The sequence below is a fragment of the Type-A symbiont of Plautia stali genome, assembly GCF_059731155.1.
On sequence record NZ_AP035891.1, the window covers coordinates 700330 to 717931 of the forward strand.

The 17602-nt window shown below is 59.2% G+C and carries 9 protein-coding genes and 7 pseudogenes; 10 read left to right on the forward strand and 6 right to left on the reverse strand.

Going from position 1 to position 17602, the window contains the following annotated elements; all coding sequences use genetic code 11:
- Nucleotides 1-9 precede the first annotated feature (9 nt).
- Together AC6I8M_RS03675 and greB are read left to right on the forward strand one after the other, a co-directional pair.
- Entirely contained in the window at nt 10-1272 is a 1263-nt protein-coding gene (locus AC6I8M_RS03675) for a hypothetical protein (protein WP_498013674.1), read from the forward strand.
- Nucleotides 1273-1325: 53 nt separating this feature from the next.
- A pseudogene (gene greB / locus AC6I8M_RS03680) lies at nt 1326-1799 on the forward strand (transcription elongation factor GreB); the annotation flags it as partial.
- A gap of 134 nt (nt 1800-1933) precedes the next feature.
- Here greB and yjbE read toward each other — a convergent pair.
- Nucleotides 1934-2176, reverse strand: a complete 243-nt coding sequence (gene yjbE, locus AC6I8M_RS03685; protein ID WP_010617404.1) for an exopolysaccharide production protein YjbE — start codon at nt 2174-2176, stop codon at nt 1934-1936.
- A gap of 440 nt (nt 2177-2616) precedes the next feature.
- Between yjbE and ompR the strand changes: the two genes are divergently transcribed.
- Nucleotides 2617-3336, forward strand: a complete 720-nt coding sequence (gene ompR, locus AC6I8M_RS03690) for an osmolarity response regulator transcription factor OmpR (protein WP_498013675.1) — start codon at nt 2617-2619, stop codon at nt 3334-3336.
- Nucleotides 3333-4691 (forward strand): two-component system sensor histidine kinase EnvZ, encoded by a 1359-nt coding sequence (gene envZ / locus AC6I8M_RS03695; protein WP_010617402.1) that lies wholly within the window; start codon nt 3333-3335, stop codon nt 4689-4691. The genes ompR and envZ overlap by 4 nt, the downstream gene beginning before the upstream one ends.
- Nucleotides 4692-4809: 118 nt before the next feature.
- On the opposite strand, the pseudogene AC6I8M_RS03700 reads toward envZ, so the two are convergent.
- The 4 pseudogenes from AC6I8M_RS03700 to AC6I8M_RS03715 all read right to left on the reverse strand — a co-directional run bounded on the left by AC6I8M_RS03700 (nt 4810) and on the right by AC6I8M_RS03715 (nt 10212).
- Nucleotides 4810-6284, reverse strand: a pseudogene (locus tag AC6I8M_RS03700) (phosphoenolpyruvate carboxykinase (ATP)).
- A 271-nt stretch (nt 6285-6555) separates the two neighbouring features.
- Nucleotides 6556-7430 (reverse strand): annotated as a pseudogene (hslO, locus tag AC6I8M_RS03705) (Hsp33 family molecular chaperone HslO).
- Nucleotides 7431-7455: 25 nt separating this feature from the next.
- A pseudogene (gene hslR / locus AC6I8M_RS03710) lies at nt 7456-7838 on the reverse strand (ribosome-associated heat shock protein Hsp15).
- Nucleotides 7839-8077: 239 nt separating this feature from the next.
- A pseudogene (locus tag AC6I8M_RS03715) lies at nt 8078-10212 on the reverse strand (intracellular growth attenuator family protein).
- A gap of 398 nt (nt 10213-10610) precedes the next feature.
- Between AC6I8M_RS03715 and nudE the strand changes: the two are divergent.
- Nucleotides 10611-11177: an ADP compounds hydrolase NudE gene (gene nudE / locus AC6I8M_RS03720; RefSeq protein ID WP_010617399.1), complete on the forward strand. Its 567-nt coding sequence runs from the start codon at nt 10611-10613 to the stop codon at nt 11175-11177.
- 84 nt (nt 11178-11261) lie between these two features.
- Here nudE and mrcA read toward each other — a convergent pair whose 3' ends face one another.
- Nucleotides 11262-13811, reverse strand: coding sequence for a peptidoglycan glycosyltransferase/peptidoglycan DD-transpeptidase MrcA (mrcA, locus tag AC6I8M_RS03725; protein WP_010617398.1), 2550 nt, complete (start codon nt 13809-13811; stop codon nt 11262-11264).
- Between the two features lie 148 nt (nt 13812-13959).
- Between mrcA and pilM the strand changes: the two are divergent.
- The 5 genes and pseudogenes from pilM (at nt 13960) to hofQ (ending at nt 17224) form a co-directional block, all read left to right on the forward strand.
- Nucleotides 13960-14768 (forward strand): annotated as a pseudogene (pilM, locus tag AC6I8M_RS03730) (pilus assembly protein PilM).
- Entirely contained in the window at nt 14768-15310 is a 543-nt protein-coding gene (locus tag AC6I8M_RS03735) for a PilN domain-containing protein (RefSeq protein ID WP_498013676.1), read from the forward strand. Before pilM ends, AC6I8M_RS03735 begins: the two are co-directional and overlap by 1 nt.
- The gene (locus AC6I8M_RS03740; RefSeq protein ID WP_010617395.1) at nt 15303-15665 is read left to right on the forward strand and encodes a HofO family protein; all 363 of its coding nucleotides are present in this window, start codon (nt 15303-15305) and stop codon (nt 15663-15665) included. Before AC6I8M_RS03735 ends, AC6I8M_RS03740 begins: the two co-directional genes overlap by 8 nt.
- Nucleotides 15655-15816 (forward strand): hypothetical protein, encoded by a 162-nt coding sequence (locus tag AC6I8M_RS03745; RefSeq protein ID WP_498013677.1) that lies wholly within the window; start codon nt 15655-15657, stop codon nt 15814-15816. The genes AC6I8M_RS03740 and AC6I8M_RS03745 overlap by 11 nt, the downstream gene beginning before the upstream one ends.
- Before the next feature lie 160 nt (nt 15817-15976).
- Nucleotides 15977-17224 (forward strand): annotated as a pseudogene (hofQ, locus tag AC6I8M_RS03750) (DNA uptake porin HofQ).
- Nucleotides 17225-17602 lie beyond the last annotated feature (378 nt).

Sequence of the window (17602 nt, forward strand, 5' to 3'; positions counted from 1 at the left end):
GGTGAAGCAATGATCAAATTACTGCTGCTGCTGGCCGGACGCGAGCAGCTGGTGCGTTATCGTCTGCTGATTTATGGCCTGGCGCTGTGCGGCGTGCTGCTGGCAGGCATGATCGTGGCGGACGTGCTGGTCGATGGGCATATCAATCTGTCGCTACAGGTGCTGACGCTCTTACTGTCGCTGTCGCTGCTGTTTAACCTGCTGAGCGGCGAGGTGTCGCTGCAGCGCTGGCTCAATCTGCTGTTTTCCCTGATTTTTGTCGGCACGTTGCTAGCTGGCGCGCTGTGGCACGGTGACGAAAGGCAACTGAAGCAACTGCTGCTGACGGTGATGGAAATCTGCCTGTTGTTTAACGGCCTGTTTCGCTGCCTGAGCGCGGCGCTGATTCAGCGCCAGCGCTGGGTGCGACATTTTATGCTGGGCTGCGGCGAGATGGTGCTGAGCGTGGTGCTGTTTTTCAATGACAACCTGCATACCTGCCTGTTGCTGGGCAGCTGGCTGGTGCTGTTGCTGCTCTCGTTCAGCCTGACGGTGTGGCGCGTCTGGCGCCAGTGGCAGCGCCTGCCGGCGGGTCAGTCCGTTACGCTGCTGCCGTGGTTTTGTCGCGGCCATCGTAATATCGCGCGGCTCCGGCCGTGGCAGCAGGCCCGCTTTCCGCCGGTCGCCGCGGCATTTCCTCTCTGTGTCCACGTCTGGCAGGCGCAGTCTGAAGCCAGTCAACAGCCGAAGCGCTATGTGATTGACCGTTACATCGGCGTGATTAACGGTGAAAGGCACTTTTGTACCGGCCACGCGGCACTGAGCTTTGGCGAGCGCGGCTACATCAGCCTTTATCCGCAGCAGGAGATCGATCCGCAACCGCACGAGCTGCCGCGTCTGCTGCTGGCCGGACAGATTAACGATCGCACCGGCCGTTTTCTCCCCTCGCTGGCGGCAGAGATTGCCGACTGGCGCAGCCCGGATTTAACCTTCAGTTTTCAACACTACAACGGGCAGGCGCTCGCCAGCTACTGGCAGGGCAACCGTGGTGACAGCCTGTATAATCTGACGGCAAAAAACTGTTCGACTACCGTGGTAGATGCGCTGGACGTGGCGTTTGAAGGCTATTACGGCCAGCGGCTGCAGCAGGTGTTTGCGCTGCTGCTGCAGCCGGTATTCTGGGGTGCCTGTGTACTGCGCGAACGGGCAGAAATCATGACCTGGACGCCCGGCTTGGTCGCCGATTATGTGCGCCTGATGAAAAAGACGCTGGGTGCCTGTCCGAGCAGGTAATGCTTTGTGATAGCCTCTATGCAGTGAACAGGGCTGTAACCACGAGTGAAGCGATGAAAACTCAACTGATTACCCGCGAAGGCTATAACAAGCTGCGTGCTGAGCACGACCATCTGTGGAATGAGAAGCGGCCGGAAATCACCCGCATTGTCTCTTGGGCCGCCAGCTTGGGCGATCGCTCTGAAAACGCCGATTACACCTATAACAAGCGCCTGCTGCGCCAGATAGATCGGCGCGTGCGCTATCTGCGTAAATGCCTCGCCGAGCTGAAAATTGTTGATTATGCGCCGCAGCAGGAGGGCAAAGTGTTCTTCGGTGCCTGGGTGGAAGTGGAGAATGAGCAGGGCGACGTGAAGCGTTTTCGCATCGTCGGACCGGACGAGATCTATGGCGATACGGTGAAAGATTACATCTCCATCGACTCGCCGATGGCGCGCGCGCTGATCAAGAAAGAGGTGGATGAGGAGGTGACGGTTAACACGCCGGAAGGGCAGAAAGTGTGGTTTGTGAACCGCATTGAGTACGTCACGGAAAGTGAGGAAAAAGAGGCGGAGAGTAATGGCCTGGTGAAACAAGCCGGGGCGCAACTTATTCTCCGCTGGCGAAAGGGCTGGCAGTGTAAGAGGGGGAAGCGCCGCAGCCTTGCCGCGCCAGATAAGCGTTATTTGCCCGGCGTGGTCGCCGTGGTAGTTGAGGTGCTGCCGCCGCCGTGATCGCCGCCGCCCATGGTGGCCAGCGCGACGCCGAGCAGGGCGCCCACCGCACCGATGCCGATAGCATCTGAATTACCTTTGGCCGTGGTCGACGCCTGTGCGCCGGCGGCTTCGCCCGCTGGCGTAGCGGCCTGAACCTGTGTGAGGCTGGTGAGTACCAGAGCGCTCAGCAGAACAACGGTTTTTTTCATCTTTCTTCTCCACATGAACTCAGTAAGCAGGTACCGATGCAGTGTCGGAGATCATTTGCGCAGAGGAAAGGAGAGTTTACTGACTGATTCAAATCACTTTATTTAAAGCTGGCCTTATTTTGAGCGCGGACGCTGGCTTATCCTGCACGCGAAACTTAAGCCAAATGGCGCGCCCCGCCTGACGGCGGAAGCGGGACGGCCCGGCTGGACCACTCGCCGGCAGAAAACGGCGCTGATTTTCAGACAAGCGCTAAACGGCGTCAAAATCAGTCAGAAAAGCGCGAGCGAAGCCGCAGTTCGCGGTTAAAATTAAAGATAAGCTGCTGTTTAATATGCTTTGTAACAATTTCGGCTAGAATATAAACCATTAATGACTGTCACAGACAGGCATCTTTTTTACACAATATCGGCACAGGCAATGGCGCCTTTGGGAGTTGAACATGCAAGAGAACTACAAAATTCTGGTCGTCGATGATGATATGCGTCTGCGCGCACTGCTCGAACGCTATCTCACCGAACAGGGATTTCAGGTGCGCAGCGTCGCCAACGCCGAGCAGATGGATCGTCTGCTGACCCGCGAATCATTCCATTTAATGGTGCTGGATTTAATGCTGCCGGGCGAAGATGGCCTGTCAATTTGCCGTCGTCTGCGTAGCCAGAGTAACCCGATGCCGATCATTATGGTCACCGCGAAAGGTGAAGAGGTTGATCGTATCGTGGGGCTGGAAATCGGCGCCGATGACTACATTCCAAAACCGTTCAACCCGCGTGAGCTGCTGGCGCGTATCCGTGCCGTGCTGCGTCGTCAGGCCAATGAGCTGCCGGGCGCGCCGTCGCAGGAAGAAGCCGTCATCGCCTTCGGTAAGTTCAAACTGAACCTCGGCTCGCGTGAAATGTTCCGTGAAGATGAGCCGATGCCGCTGACCAGCGGAGAGTTCGCCGTGCTGAAAGCGCTGGTGAGCCATCCGCGTGAGCCGCTGTCGCGCGATAAGCTGATGAACCTGGCGCGCGGGCGTGAGTACAGTGCGATGGAACGTTCAATCGACGTGCAGATCTCTCGTCTGCGCCGCATGGTCGAAGAAGATCCGGCGCATCCGCGCTACATCCAGACCGTCTGGGGTCTTGGCTACGTGTTCGTTCCGGACGGCAGTAAAGCATGAGGCGATTGCGCTTCTCACCCCGCAGTTCGTTTGCCCGCACCCTGTTGTTGATCGTTACATTGCTGTTCGTCAGCCTGGTAACGACCTACCTGGTGGTGCTCAATTTCGCCATTCTTCCCAGCCTGCAGCAGTTCAACAAAGTCCTCGCCTACGAAGTGCGTATGCTGATAACCGATCGGCTGCAGCTGGAGGATGGTACGCAGCTGGAAGTGCCGACGGCCTTCCGGCGCGAAATTTATCGTGAGCTGGGCATCTCGTTGTACACCAACGCGGCGGCGGAAGAGAGCGGGCTGCGCTGGGCGCAGCATTATGAATTCCTCAGTGAACAGATGGCGCAGCAGCTGGGTGGGCCGACCGACGTGCGGGTTGAGGTTAACAAAAACTCGCCGGTGGTCTGGCTGAAAACCTGGCTGTCGCCGGATATCTGGGTGCGCGTACCGCTGACCGAAATCCATCAGGGCGACTTCTCACCGCTGTTCCGCTATACCTTGGCAATAATGCTGCTGGCGATTGGCGGCGCATGGCTGTTTATCCGTATACAAAACCGACCCTTAGTCGATCTCGAACACGCTGCGTTGCAGGTGGGGAAAGGCATTATTCCGCCACCGCTGCGCGAATACGGTGCCTCGGAAGTGCGTTCGGTGACGCGCGCCTTCAACCAGATGGCGGCGGGCGTGAAGCAGCTGGCCGATGACCGCACGCTGTTGATGGCGGGCGTCAGCCATGATTTACGCACGCCGCTGACGCGCATCCGTCTTGCCACCGAGATGATGGGCGAGGAAGATGGCTACCTGGCCGAGTCGATCAACAAAGATATCGAAGAGTGTAACGCCATCATTGAGCAGTTCATCGATTACCTGCGCACCGGGCAGGAGATGCAAACCGAGCGCGCCGATCTGAATAGTGTGCTGGGCGAAGTGGTGGCGGCGGAGAGCGGCTACGAGCGCGAGATTGAGAATGCGGTGATGGACGCGGAGCTGATGCTGGATATTAACCCGCTGTCGATTAAACGCGCGGTGGCGAATCTGGTGGTCAACGCGGCGCGCTACGGTAACGGCTGGATCAAGGTCAGCAGCGGTCAGGAATTGAATCGCGCGTGGTTTCAAGTGGAGGATGATAGTCCGGGCATTAAGCCGGATCAGTTACAGCATCTGTTGCAGCCGTTTGTGCGCGGCGACAGCGCGCGCAGCACCAGCGGCACTGGTCTTGGCCTGGCAATTGTGCAGCGTATTATCGATGCGCATGACGGATCGCTGGAGATTGGCGACAGTAAACGCGGCGGATTACGTATCCGTGCATGGTTACCGATCCCGGAAAACAGCGCCACGACGGCAGTAAGCAGTAATGTTAGCTAAATTTCCGCACGAACCGTAGCGGCGCAATTTATTGCGCATCCATCAGCGATATTGCCGCTGCAGGCATGCGCGATGAAATGTGCCATACCTAAGCCGCCGTGGTGGCGGCTGGTCTACCTCACAGCTGCGGGCCGGCCTGCACCAGCGCCTTGCCGGCATCGTTATCGGTGTACTTCTCGAAATTGGTGATAAAGCGCTGCGCCAGCGCTTCGGCAGCCTGCTGCCAGGCGGCGTCGTCAGGCCAGCTGCGGCACGGATCGAGAATGGCATCGTCCACCTGTGCCAGCGTGGTAGGCACCTGCAGATTGAATACTGGCAGCGTCACGGTCTCGGCTTCATCCAGCTCACCGGCCAGAATCGCGTTGATGATAGCGCGCGTGTCTTTCAGCGAAATGCGCTTGCCGCTGCTGTTCCAGCCGGTATTCACCAGATAGGCCTGCGCGCCGGACGCCTGCATACGTTCCACCAGCACATCCGAGTACTGCGTTGGATGCAGCGTCAGGAACGCCGCGCCAAAACAGGCCGAGAAGGTTGGGCGGGGGCTGCGTCACACCGCGCTCGGTGCCGGCCAGCTTGGCGGTAAAGCCGGACAGGAAGTTATACTGGGTTTGCTCCGGTGTCAGACGCGAAACCGGTGGCAGTACGCCAAACGCGTCGGCGGTCAGGAAGATTACCTTCTTCGCGTGGCCCGCTTTCGACACCGGCTGCACGATGTTTTCGATGTGCTTAATCGGGTAAGACACGCGGGTGTTTTCCGTCTTGCTGGCGTCGTCGTCCCAGCCGTGCTCATCGCCGCCGATCAGCTGATCGATCCGGATCGGTAGAGAGCGTGGTTTTACCGGTACCGGACAGGCCAAAGAACACCGCCACGTCGCCCGCTTTGGCGACGTTTGCCGAGCAGTGCATCGAGGCGATACCCTTCAGCGGCAGCAGATAGTTCATGATGGCGAACAGGCCTTTTTTCATCTCGCCGCCGTACCAGGTGCCGCCGATCAGCTGCATGCGTTCGGTCAGGTTAAAGGCGACAAAATTCTCTGAATGCAGACCCTGCGCCTGCCAGTCCAGATTGGTGCACTGCGCCGCGCTCATCACCACGAAATCCGGGGTAAACTCAGCCAGTTCGGCTTCAGTCGGACGGATAAACATGTTTTTGACGAAATGCGCCTGCCACGCTACTTCCATCACGAAACGCACGCTGAGGCGGGTGTCCGGGTTGGCGCCGCAGAAGGCGTCAATCACAAACAGACGCTTGCCGGAAAGCTGTTGCGTGCAGCGATCTTTCAGCGCCTGCCAGGTTTCCTGTGACAGCGGCTGGTTGTCGTTCTTGCCGTTGCCAACATCGTTCCACCACAGCGTGTCACGCGTGGTGTCATCCCGCACGATGTATTTATCTTTCGGCGAACGTCCGGTGAAGATGCCGGTATCCACGGCAATGGCACCGCTCTGCGTCAGGGTGCCGCGCGCGTAACCTTCCAGCTCCGGGCGGGTCTCTTCCTGAAATAGCGTGGCGTAATCAGGGTTGTACACCACCTCGGTGGTGCCGCTAATTCCGAGCGTTTCGAGGTCTTGCGATGTCAGGCCGTTAACGCGCATGTGACTGCTCCTTAAATCGGTACTTCATGGCATTTTTTATGAGGGTTTCTGCGTCCTGCTGCGCATAGCCGCACAGGGTAGATCGCGCGCAGTGTACACGTCTGAGCGAGGTGGAAAAGTGAAGAGAGTTAAAAATGCGAGCTGGAACGTGACAAGTAGAGAAATCTGCCACTTATGAAACTAAAGTTAGCGAAAATTAGTTAATTTCCGTGAAAAAATCATAGCGCTACGCCGGCGGAAAATACGGGCGGCGTCACCGCCCGTTTGCTAATTAATGCAGTTGATCGCTATTGCCGGAGGGAGTGTTACGAATAGCAGCAATATCTACTGCGTCGTACACATATAGTGCGTGCCGCAGTAGTCGCAGTGCATATCGATTTTGCCGTCTTCGACGAGAATCTCATCCACTTCCTCTGGCGGCAGCGTTTTCAGCACTTCACCGCAGCGTTCGCGCGAGCAGGTGCATTTGAAGCTGACCGGCGCCGGATCGTAAACCGTGGCTTCTTCCTGATGATAGAGACGCCACAGTACGTCAGTAGCGGGCAGCTCAATCAGCTCTTCGCTCTTCACGGTTTCCGTTAACGTGGCCAGATGGTTGAAGTCATCCAGGTTTGGCTCCTGCGCAGGCAGCACCTGCAGCAGAATACCGGCTGCGCCTTTCTCGCTGGTGCGAATGAACAGGCGGGTTGGCAGCTGCTCGGAACGCATGAAGTAATCTTCCAGACAGCCCGCCAGCGTATCGGCTTCCAGGCCGACCACGCCCTGATAGCGCTCGCCTTTCTCAGGCGAAATGGTGATCACCAGATAGCCGTTACCCACTATCTGCTTCAGGCTGCTGCCGGCGGCGATCTCCGCATCCTCTTTCAGCCGCGCCACGCCGCGCAGCTCCTGGCGGTTATTCCCGTTGATCACCGCCATGCTCAGCGGGCCATCGCCCTGCAGCTGCACGGTGATGTCGCCGTCAAACTTCAGCGTAGCGGTGAGCAGGCTGGTGGCGACCAGCAGTTCGCCCAGCAGCGTTTTGACCGGCTCGGCATAGTCGTGGTTCTGCACGATGTCGCGCCAGGTTTGAGATGCGTTGACCAGCTCGCCGCGCACGGCGACGTTTTCAAGCAGGTAACGATGTAGTTGATCTTGAACAGACATAAGGTTTCTCTCGTGGGGGTGCGAGTTATTCATCGCCCGACAATTTAAATTTCAGCAGATCGCGGCGCTCTTTTTTATCCGGGCGGCGATCGGGATGCGGCATGGTCAGGGCATTCATTTTGCGCGCCAGAGCGTTCTTTTCGCGCTTTTCGATGCTGGCGGCCGTCTCCGCGTACATCTGCTGCGCTTCGCTGGCCGGACGCCGCTGGTCGCCGATGGCGGTGATGATCACCGTGCGCTCATCGTTGCCCTGACGCAGCGTCAGCTCGGCCTGCAGTTCGACCACTTTGCCCGGTTTGCTGCGCTGGCCGTTGTAATGCACTTTGCCGCCTTCAATCATGTCGCGAGCCAGCGCGCGGCCCACAGCCATTTATCAAGGCGAACGCCTTCACTGGTTTTCTCTTTCATTGCGGCTCCTGCTGTTACGCTGCGTCACGCCGTGTGGCGATCGGTCACACACGGTCGCATGACGCCGGAAAGATGGACCGGGCCGGTGCCGGATACCCAAAGGTATGGGTACAACGTGATAAATCAAGGGCGAGGTGCCGTTGCGGGCTGCCGATCCATCGCTAATCCCTTAAGCGTAATCGGCATTTTGTTTTCCGCCCTGAAAAACAGGGCGACAGGGTAGCACAGAAGGCGGAGGGTCAGAACAGCGAGCGCACGCTCTGCATAGTGCTGAGGTTGTGGTTAAAGCTCTTGTCGTAATACTGCTGAATCTGCGCCATACGCAGGCGGTTGCGGTGGATGCGGCGCAGCGCCAGCAGGCCGTTGCTGACGGCGCTGACAATCAGCACCAGCATCAGCAGCGCGGTGCCCAGATAGCGCCACTGCGCCATGGCATCGGGCTCGTTGTGCAGGGTGATGTGGCGCGTGCCGTTGGCATCGGTGGTAATGCTGGTAATGATACCGCTGGCGGCAAACGGCGTGTGCAGCAGCATGCCGGACAGGCGCTGCAGTTCGTGCCACTGTGAAGGGGCGTCGAGATCGAACAGCGCCACCGACGGCTGCGGCTGGTTCACCATCTGCCGGCCTTCATCGCTAATGATCAGGAATCCACCCGGCGGCGGGCTGTTAAGGGTTTCCGCCGCGCGACGCGTCTCACGCGAGAAGAAGGTCGAGGTGGCGGTGTTCACCAGATTCTCCAGCGCTTCGGCGCTAACCGGACGCAGCAGCACGTTCATGCCGTTGAGCTTGCCGGAATCCGCACGGTGAATCAGCGTATCCCAGTCTTTGGCGTTACCGAAGTTGACCAGCGCATTTTTCAGGCGCACGCAGTCCTGCTGCTGGCTGCACAGCTGCTGGGTTTTCAGCACCAGATCGGAGAAATCATCCAGCAGGATCATGCCTGATTTCTGAATCGCCGACGCCAGCTGCGGGTTAAGTTTCGGGTCGGTGTTGGTTTCCGGATGCAGCTGCTGCGTGGTGGTCTCCAGCAGCGCGGCGGCTTTATCGATGATGTCGGACTGCGGCAGCGGCGCAGCGTTGTTCCAGTAAATCGCCGAGCAGTCGAATGGCATGTAGGCGTAGCTGCGGTTGCTCTGGTAATTGCCCGGGACCGAGCACATCCCGGTGCCGCTCACTTTCAGGCTATCGCCGATGTGCAGCGGCAGGGCAGTGAGTTTATCGACGCTGTTCACTTCCACGCTCTCAGTCCCTTTCAGCCAGGCGAGGCTGAGTTTGATCGGCATGCTGAGTGGAATCCAGCTCACCAGCATCACCAGCACCAGCAGTGAACCGCACGCCAGCACCAGGTTTTTACGCCAGCGCTGTACCGGGAAGTTGCGGACTTCATCCTGCAGCGACAGGAAGCGCCCCTGGCGTACCACCTGACGATTCAGATAGATATCCACATCCGTCACCTGGCCCAGGTCGTGCGCCACATAAGGTTGCCAGTGTGCCGGATAGATTAAGTCGATGATGCCGAGCGAGATGTTGCTCTGCTCCTGATTGGATTCGCCAAACAGGCCCCAGCGCTTCGGTGCGCCGCGCAGACAGTGCACATCGCGCAGCCCTTTTTCACCGGGGAATCGGTACATAAACCACAGGCTGACAGCGACGATCGCGCCGGCGGGCAGCGCAATCCACAGCATCAGGCTGCCGGGCAGCACTAGGCTGAGGAAAAACAGCAGGAAGGCGCAGCAAATGGCGCTCGCTTCACGCGTGCCGTCGGCGCGCGACAGCTGATACTCTTCCGGCGACTCTTTGCGCACCTGCAGCAGCTCGACGTTTTCGCTCTCCTCTTTACGAATCGAAGCGTTGGTCGACATCGGCCGGACCAGCGGCGGCAGCGCCGGTTGTTCCACTGCATAGTTCACCAGCGAGTGGCCGTTAAGCGAGATCACTAGCGGCAGGGTCTGTGTGCGAATCAGCTCGACGTAGTTTTCTTCAGCGATGTACTGGCTCCCACAGCGGCGGCAGATGCACCTCGACTTCATCCAGGTAGTGGCGCCATTTGTGGGGATCGTCAGTGGAGAGGCCGTAACGGGTGATGGAGCGGGTAACGGGATAAACATTTGCTCTGTGCGGTCAGCGCCAGCGCTTCGGGTTCCCGTGACGAACAGGTCGATCGCCCGCCGCTGTGCTGACGCGCTTTACCCAGCGACGCAATATACTTCTCAACGGCAGCGCGTTCTTCATCGGTGAGTTTACGGCAGGGCGGACTGATAAACGGCAGTGGTTTCGCCAACGGCGGACGATGCCGCATAGCGTACCAGTAGCCGATTCCGGCCACTAACGAACAGGCTAGCATGACAGCCAGAATGACGATAAGAGTGCTCATGCTTTGCTCAATCCAGCCAAAAAACTGCCGTCACGTTTACGATGTGCTCCCGGTAAAACCTGCAATACGAGTCAATTTTGGCGAGCAGAAGTCATTCTGACAAGAGGCAAATGAAACAAAATACCGCGCAAAATCATTGTATTATAAATTTGTTAGATTATTCCTTAACGGGATGATACTCACAAGCCCCTCAATTAAACATCGGTATTATCCCAATTTGCTGCTACCCCGTTGACTTATTGTGAAAATCTTACTGTGCAGATAACAAGAAGCTGTTAGCGGCAGTGGGCAAATGTATGTCACCATGATTGACCCGCGCTGTGTGTCGCACAATGCCGCGGGCTTCGGTATGCTGACGTCATCGCGTTTCACAAGGCTGTGCTAAGTTTGAGACTGATATGACCACTCCCCTGAAAAAACCTGACATCCTCAACGTGGAAGCGGTGGCCCGCTCCCGCCTGTTTACCATCGAAGCGGTTGATCTCGCCTTCAGCAACGGTGCGCGTCGCGTCTATGAGCGCATGAAGCCCTCCGATCTTGAAGCGGTGATGATTGTGCCGATCATTGGCAATGACGTGATCCTGATCCAGGAGTACGCCGTCGGACTGGAAACCTATGAACTGGGCTTCCCGAAAGGCTTAATCGATCCTGGTGAAAGCGCTTTTGAAGCCGCCAACCGTGAGCTGAAAGAGGAAGTGGGCTTTGGCGCGCACCAGCTGGAAGCGCTTGGCAAACTCACCATGGCGCCGTCCTATTTCTCCAGCAAGATGAATATCGTGGTAGCTGAAGGGTTATACGAAGAGAAGCTGGAAGGGGATGAGCCGGAGCCGCTGATTGTACGTCGCTGGCCGCTCAGCAATCTGCTGGCGCTGCTGGAAGAGCCGGATTTTCGCGAGGCGCGTAACGTAAGCGCGCTGTTTATGGTGCGTGAGTGGCTGGTGAAGCAGGGGCGGTTGAGTTATTGAGGACATCTGGCGGCGCAATGAAAGGCGCGGAAAGTCGCACGGGACAAAAAACGATGAGCCGGGGATTTCCCCCGGCTTTTTTGATCAAAACAGTTCGTGGCTTTCACCGTTGTCCATGATGGTGGTGCCCACATCATGCACCGAGTACTCGGTCGGCTGGGTGCCGTTGATGAAGTACTCCTGACGGGGGTTGCCGCCACCGTTGGCCAGCTTGCCGGTGCTGCGGTCAATGGTCACCGTCACCACGCCGTCCGGCGGCGTCAGCGGCTGCACCGGGACACCATCCAGCGCCACTTTCATGTAATCATCCCATGCCGGCTGCGCACTCTTCGCGCCGCCTTCGTAGCCGGAGATCTGATCCGGAATCGCCCCCGATACCGTGGTGCGTCCCAGCGCGCGCGAATCATCGAAGCCAATCCACACCGACGTCACCACGCCCGGACCATAACCGGAGAACCAGGCGTCTTTTGAACTGTTGGTGGTACCGGTTTTGCCGCCGATATCGTTGCGCTTCAGATCGCGACCGGCACGCCAGCCGGTCCCCATCCAGCCGGGTTCACCGAAGATGTTAGAGTTCAGCGCGCTCTTGATCAGGAACGCCAGCGGCGTGTTGATCACGTGCGGCGCATACTGCTGATCGCCGGCCGGCTGTGGCTGCGCCGGTACCTGCTCCAGCTCGGGCTGCGGCACGGTCTGATTCTGCTGCTGATTCGAGGTGGCGACGTTCTCCACGCACTCTTCATTCAGCGCCACCGACTTTTTGGTGTCGCCATAGATCACCGGCAGATTGCACTGCGGGCAGGCGATCTTCGGCTGCGCCTGGAAAATCACGCCGCTCTGTTCGTTCTCAATCTTCGAGATGAAGTAAGGATCGACCAAGAAACCGCCGTTGGCCATCACCGCATAGCCGCGCGCCACCTGCATTGGCGTGAAGGATGCTGCGCCCAGGGCCAGCGACTCGGTATGGATAATGTTCTGCGCCGGGAAGCCAAAGCGCTGCAGATACTCAGCGGCGTAATCAACGCCCATGGCACGCATCGCGCGCACCATCACCACGTTTTTCGACTCACCCAGCCCTTGGCGTAAACGAATCGGACCCGCATAGGTAGGCGGCGAGTTCTTTGGTCGCCAGTCTGCGCCGGCACCGGCATCCCAGCGTGAAATCGGCACGTCGTTGAGGATGGAGGCCAGCGTCAGGCCGCGGTCCATGGCGGCGGTATACAGGAACGGCTTTATGTTCGAGCCGACCTGACGCAGCGCCTGGGTGGCGCGGTTGAACATACTCTGGTTGAAGTCAAAACCGCCTACCAGCGCGCGTACCGCACCGTCTTCCGGATTAAGCGACACCAGCGCCGAGTTCACCAGCGGTACCTGTCCCAGCCACCACGCATCCCCGACTTTGCGTACCCAAATCTGCTGGCCAGCCTGCAGAACCTGAGTGACGCTGTGCGGCGTCGGTCCCTGCAGGGTGTCGGATTTATACGGACGCGCCCAGCGCACGCCCGCTAAGGTCAGCGAAACGCTGCTGCCATCTTTCAGCATGGCGGTGGCTTCGTCGGCGCTAGCGCTGGTGACCACGGCGGCATTCAGCGGACCGTAGACCGGCAGATCTTTCAGCGCGTTGACGATGCGGGTGTGATCCCAGCTGGCTTCGCCCACTTTCCACAGCACGTTGGTCGGGCCGCGATAACCGTGACGCATATCGTACGCCATCACGTTGTTACGCACCGCCTGCTGTGCGGCTTCCTGCAGATGGCGGGTCACGGTGGTATACACCTTGTAGCCATCGTCATAGGCGCTGTCGCCGTAACGCTTCACCATCTCCTGACGCACTAACTCGGTGAGATACGGTGCAGAGAAGGCAATTTCCGGACCGTGATAGCTGGCGGTCAGCGGCGTGTTGCGCGCGTCGTTATACTGCTGCTGAGTGATGTAGTTCTGATCCAGCATGCGAGCCAGCACCACATTTCGGCGCGCCAGCGCACGAGCATGCGAGTAGAGCGGATTAAAGGTCGACGGCGCTTTCGGCAGGCCGGCGATCATCGCCATCTCACTCAGTGAAAGCTGATCGACCGGTTTACCGAAGTAAACCTGCGCCGCCGCACCGGCGCCGTAAGCGCGATAGCCGAGATAGATTTTATTCAGATACAGCTCAAGGATTTCATCCTTACTCAGCAACTGCTCGATGCGAATCGCCAGGAAGGCTTCCTTGATTTTACGCATCAGCGTGCGTTCAGGGCTGAGGAAGAAGTTACGCGCCAGCTGCTGCGTAATGGTACTGGCGCCCTGCGAGGCGTGGCCGGAGACCAGCGCGATGCTGGCGGCGCGGAAAATCCCCACCGGATCGACGCCGTGATGCTCATAAAAGCGGCTGTCTTCGGTGGCGATAAACGCTTTGATTAGCTCAGGCGGCATCTGTTGCAGGGTGAGCGGGATACGGCGTTTTTCACCGTACTGGGCGATCAGCTCGCCATCCGCGCTGTAAACCTGCATCGGGGTTTGCAGGCGCACATCTTTCAATGTGTTCACATCAGGCAGCTGCGGCTCTATGTATTTGTACAAACCATAAACCGTGCCGGCTCCCTGCAAAATGCAACACACTGCAAGGATCAATAAATACTTTACGAACTTCACCTGAGAATTCCCATCTGTTGGCGTTTGGGCAGTTTATAAACAATCGCGCGGTAGTATAAAGGCAAGCCTGACGCTTTGATATACCCGTCATTCTTCATGCAATGCGGGTAATCATCCTTTTTCCTGTAGCGATAAGGAGATCGCGCGCATGGCTTTTCAGCGCTGGCAAATTGGACTGGACATCCAGAACGGGCAACTCTGCGCCCTTGGCATTGAACGACGCCGTCACGGATGGCAGCTGCGATACTGGTGGCAGCAGCCGCTGCCGCACGATACGTTACGCAACGACGTGTTGCAAACCTCGCCAGTGTTACAGGAGATGTTGGTGCGCTGGCAGCGTCATTTACCGAAGCGCTACTCACTGCGCGTTGGCCTGCCGCCGCAACTGGTGCTGCAGCGTACGCTGCCGTTGCTGCAAACCTCACTGCGTGAGCCGGCTCTCAGCCGCTACGTTAACGCGTCCGCATCGCGTCTGTTCCCGGTAGAGGCGGCCTCGCTGTCGCTGGATTACCGGCTGGGCGGCAGCGCCAGCCAGCTGCACGTCACCGCCGCGCGCCGCGACGTCATCGCCCAGTGGCTGGCGCCGCTGCAGCAGGCCGGACTGCGCCCCGACGTGTTTGAGCTGAGCAGTCTGGCGCTGACGCAGATCGCCATGCGCGTTCCGCTGCGCCCGTATCAGCTGCTGATCCATCCGCTCAGCGACCACTGGCTGTGGACGCTGGCCGGCGAAAATAGCGCCTGCGGCGCGGCGACCGAACCCCTGACGCTCGCCCATCTGCGTGACACCTTTCCCCAGGCACAAGCGGTGTTCTGCACCTCACCGCAGGCGTTGCCGGAGCGGAAGTACAGCGCTGCAAGCCGCTGGCACTGCTGCACTATCTGCAACCGCCGCTACCCGCAGAGGCGGGCGCGCTGGCCATTGCGCTTGGCCTAGCGCTGCGCACGGAGGATTACTGATGCTGGCGGTCAATTTGCTCCCGTGGCGGGCACAGCAGTTGCTGCTACGCCGCCAGCACAGTGTGGCGCTGCTGGTTGCCGTGCTGCTGTTTACGCTGTTACTCACGCTGCTGCTGTGGTGGCGCGCTGAACAGTGGCTCCAGCACGCAGCCCGGCAGCGGGCCGGTATGACCATGCAGCTCCAGCAGATACAGCAACGGCTGGCGCAACAGCAAACGCTGATGGCGCAGCGGGATGCTCTGTTACTCAGGCAGCAGGCGCAGCAACAGCGGCAGCAGCAGCATCAACGCTGGCAGCAGTTCTGGCAGCAACTGCCCGCGCTGATGCCGGAGACGCTGTGGCTGAGTCGCGTGGAGCGGCGTCAGGGGCAACTGGTGCTGGACGGTCTGGCGCAAAGTCTGGCTGACGTCAGCGCGTTCCGCCGTCAGCTGCAGACGCAGCGGCTGTTTGCGGCGGTGAAGCAGGGTAGCGTACAACGTCAGGCGCAGGCTGATTACCGCTTCGTGCTGCGCACCCGGCTGCAGGAGGCGACCGATGAATGAGCTCATCCAGCGCTGGCTGCAGCTGGCACTGACGTGGCGGATAGCCAGCCTGCAGCTGCACGCGCGACCGGCCATCGAACAGCTTCAGGCGGAGATCGCAACGTTGCAGCCAGCGGCAACGGCGGCGTCCGTATCGTTAGAGCTACTGGTGGCGGCGCGCGGCAATCAGCTCGAGGCCTGGCATCCGGACAGTCAGCCACAGCAGCTGGCGCTGCGCCTGAGCTGGACGCAATTTCTGCCGCTGTTCAGCGGGCTGGCTGCGACGGCGTTAGCGGTGCCACAGCGTTTTCAGCTGCAGGCGGAGCAGGGCATGTTACACAGCGAGTTCTGGCTGGAGAGTGACGATGCGGAGTAGCGCACTGGTGTTACTGCTGTGCAGCAGCTGGGCGCTGGCGCGCGATCCGTTCCAGCTGCTGGCTGCCAGCCAGTGTCAGGCGCCCGCTACCGTACCGCAGGGCTGGCGATTACAGGGCATCATTGGTCGCGCGCCGCACTTTGTGGCCTAGCTGGTTTCACCGCAGGGCAAACGTCAGCGGCTGAGCGCACCGGCTGCTTTTCCGGTGGCACCGTGGCAGGTGACCCAGCTCAGTGCACATACGCTGGTACTGAGCGCCACGCAGAGCTGCCCGCCGCAGCACATCACATGGGTAATAAAAGGAGGATTTTATGAAAAGGATGACGCTGGCGCTGAGCAATCCGCTGCACGCCGCTGATCAGCCCCTGAGCCTGGTATTTGATGATGCGCCGGTCGAGCGCATTCTGCAGGCGCTGGCTGACTATCAGCAAACCAACCTGCTGATAGCGTCGGGCGTGGAGGGGCGGCTGTCGCTGCGACTCGATAACGTCGGCTGGGAGCGCGCACTGGCGCTGGTCACGCGGCTGGCGAAACTCACCGTGATCCAGGAGGAGGGCGTGCTGCTGGTCTATCCGGAGAGCTGGCAGCAGCTACAGGCACAGCAGGCACAGGCGGAGCGTGAAGAGAAGCAGCTGCAGGCGCCGCTTGAGCAGCGTACCGTTACGCTGCACTACGCCAGCGCCAGCGATGTCTACCGCAGCCTGCAGGCGGAACGCTCGCTGATGACGCCGCGCGCCAGCGTGACGGTGGATAGCCGTACCAACAGTCTGTTGCTAAAGGACAGCGCCCAGGCGCTGCGCGACACCGAGCGCTGGCTGCAGGCGCTGGATCTGCCGCTGGAGCAGGTTGAGCTGTCAGCGCACATTGTCACCATCAATGAAGAGCATCTGTACGAGCTCGGTGTCAGCTAGAGCACCGCACCCGGCGATGTCGTCACCAGGGCGCTGCGCAATCCGCAGCTGCTGGTGCCGATGGCGGTGAGCAATCCGGCGATACGCGCCGGCGTCACGCTCGGACCTATCAGCGGCGAACTGCTAAACTAGGAGCTGAGCGCTCTGGAGCAGGAGAACCAGATCGAAATCATCGCCAGCCGGCGGCTGTTTACCTCGCACCAGCAGACCGCCACCATCAAGCAGGGCACCGAAATTCCCTACGAGGTGAAATCCGGTAACAGCGGTGCGACGGCGATTGAGTTCAAAGAGGCGGTGCTGGGCATGGAGGTAACGCCAGTGGTATTGGGCAACGGGCGTATTCAGCTCACGCTGCGGCTGAGCCAGGACATGCCGGGTCGCAGCCTGACGATGGGGGAAAGTCAGGTGCTGAGCATTGATAAGCAGGAAATCGCCACTCAGGTGACGCTGCGCGACGGTGAAACGCTGGCGCTGGGCGGTATTTTCCAGCAGCAGCGCACCTAGGGCGAAAAGCGCGTGCCGTGGCTGGGTAAGGTGCCGCTGCTCGGCAGTCTGTTTCGTCAGCAGACCGACGAGCGCAAAAAACGTGAGCTGGTGATCTTCATCACGCCGCGACTGGTCAGGGAAGCAGCGCTTACCGCCGGATAAAGCGGAAAATTCGCTCCATATGACCAACTGTGTTGACGCAAGGCAGGAATTAGCATACAAGGTTTAGCGATTTTAAAACGGTGTAACGGAACGCGGCAGGATAACCTTCCGGCGGGTGTCAGTGATAAGCGATACTGGCATCGAAAGAAATATGCCCGAATTTTGGGTGGTACAGGACGTCAGCAACGGCACGTATTCCACCGTTTACGCAGGTAAGCTGTCGGGAGCGACAGGCCCAGCCAGCGCACCTGTAGCGCGCACAAGGATGGCAAAAAAGGAAGAGCGTTACCGTCTCGCGAACCACAGACCGGTCCTGTTTGAAGGTCGCCGGGGGCAATTTATTCGGTTGCCAAACGGCCATGAGTGTTGAGATAATTT

Coding starts and splice junctions, on each gene's coding strand:
- AC6I8M_RS03675 (WP_498013674.1), top strand. CDS start 10: ATGATCAAATTACTGCTGCTGCTGGCCGGACGCGAGCAGCTGGTGCGT.
- yjbE (WP_010617404.1), bottom strand. CDS start 2,176: ATGAAAAAAACCGTTGTTCTGCTGAGCGCTCTGGTACTCACCAGCCTC.
- ompR (WP_498013675.1), top strand. CDS start 2,617: ATGCAAGAGAACTACAAAATTCTGGTCGTCGATGATGATATGCGTCTG.
- envZ (WP_010617402.1), top strand. CDS start 3,333: ATGAGGCGATTGCGCTTCTCACCCCGCAGTTCGTTTGCCCGCACCCTG.
- nudE (WP_010617399.1), top strand. CDS start 10,611: ATGACCACTCCCCTGAAAAAACCTGACATCCTCAACGTGGAAGCGGTG.
- AC6I8M_RS03735 (WP_498013676.1), top strand. CDS start 14,768: ATGCTGGCGGTCAATTTGCTCCCGTGGCGGGCACAGCAGTTGCTGCTA.
- AC6I8M_RS03740 (WP_010617395.1), top strand. CDS start 15,303: ATGAATGAGCTCATCCAGCGCTGGCTGCAGCTGGCACTGACGTGGCGG.
- AC6I8M_RS03745 (WP_498013677.1), top strand. CDS start 15,655: ATGCGGAGTAGCGCACTGGTGTTACTGCTGTGCAGCAGCTGGGCGCTG.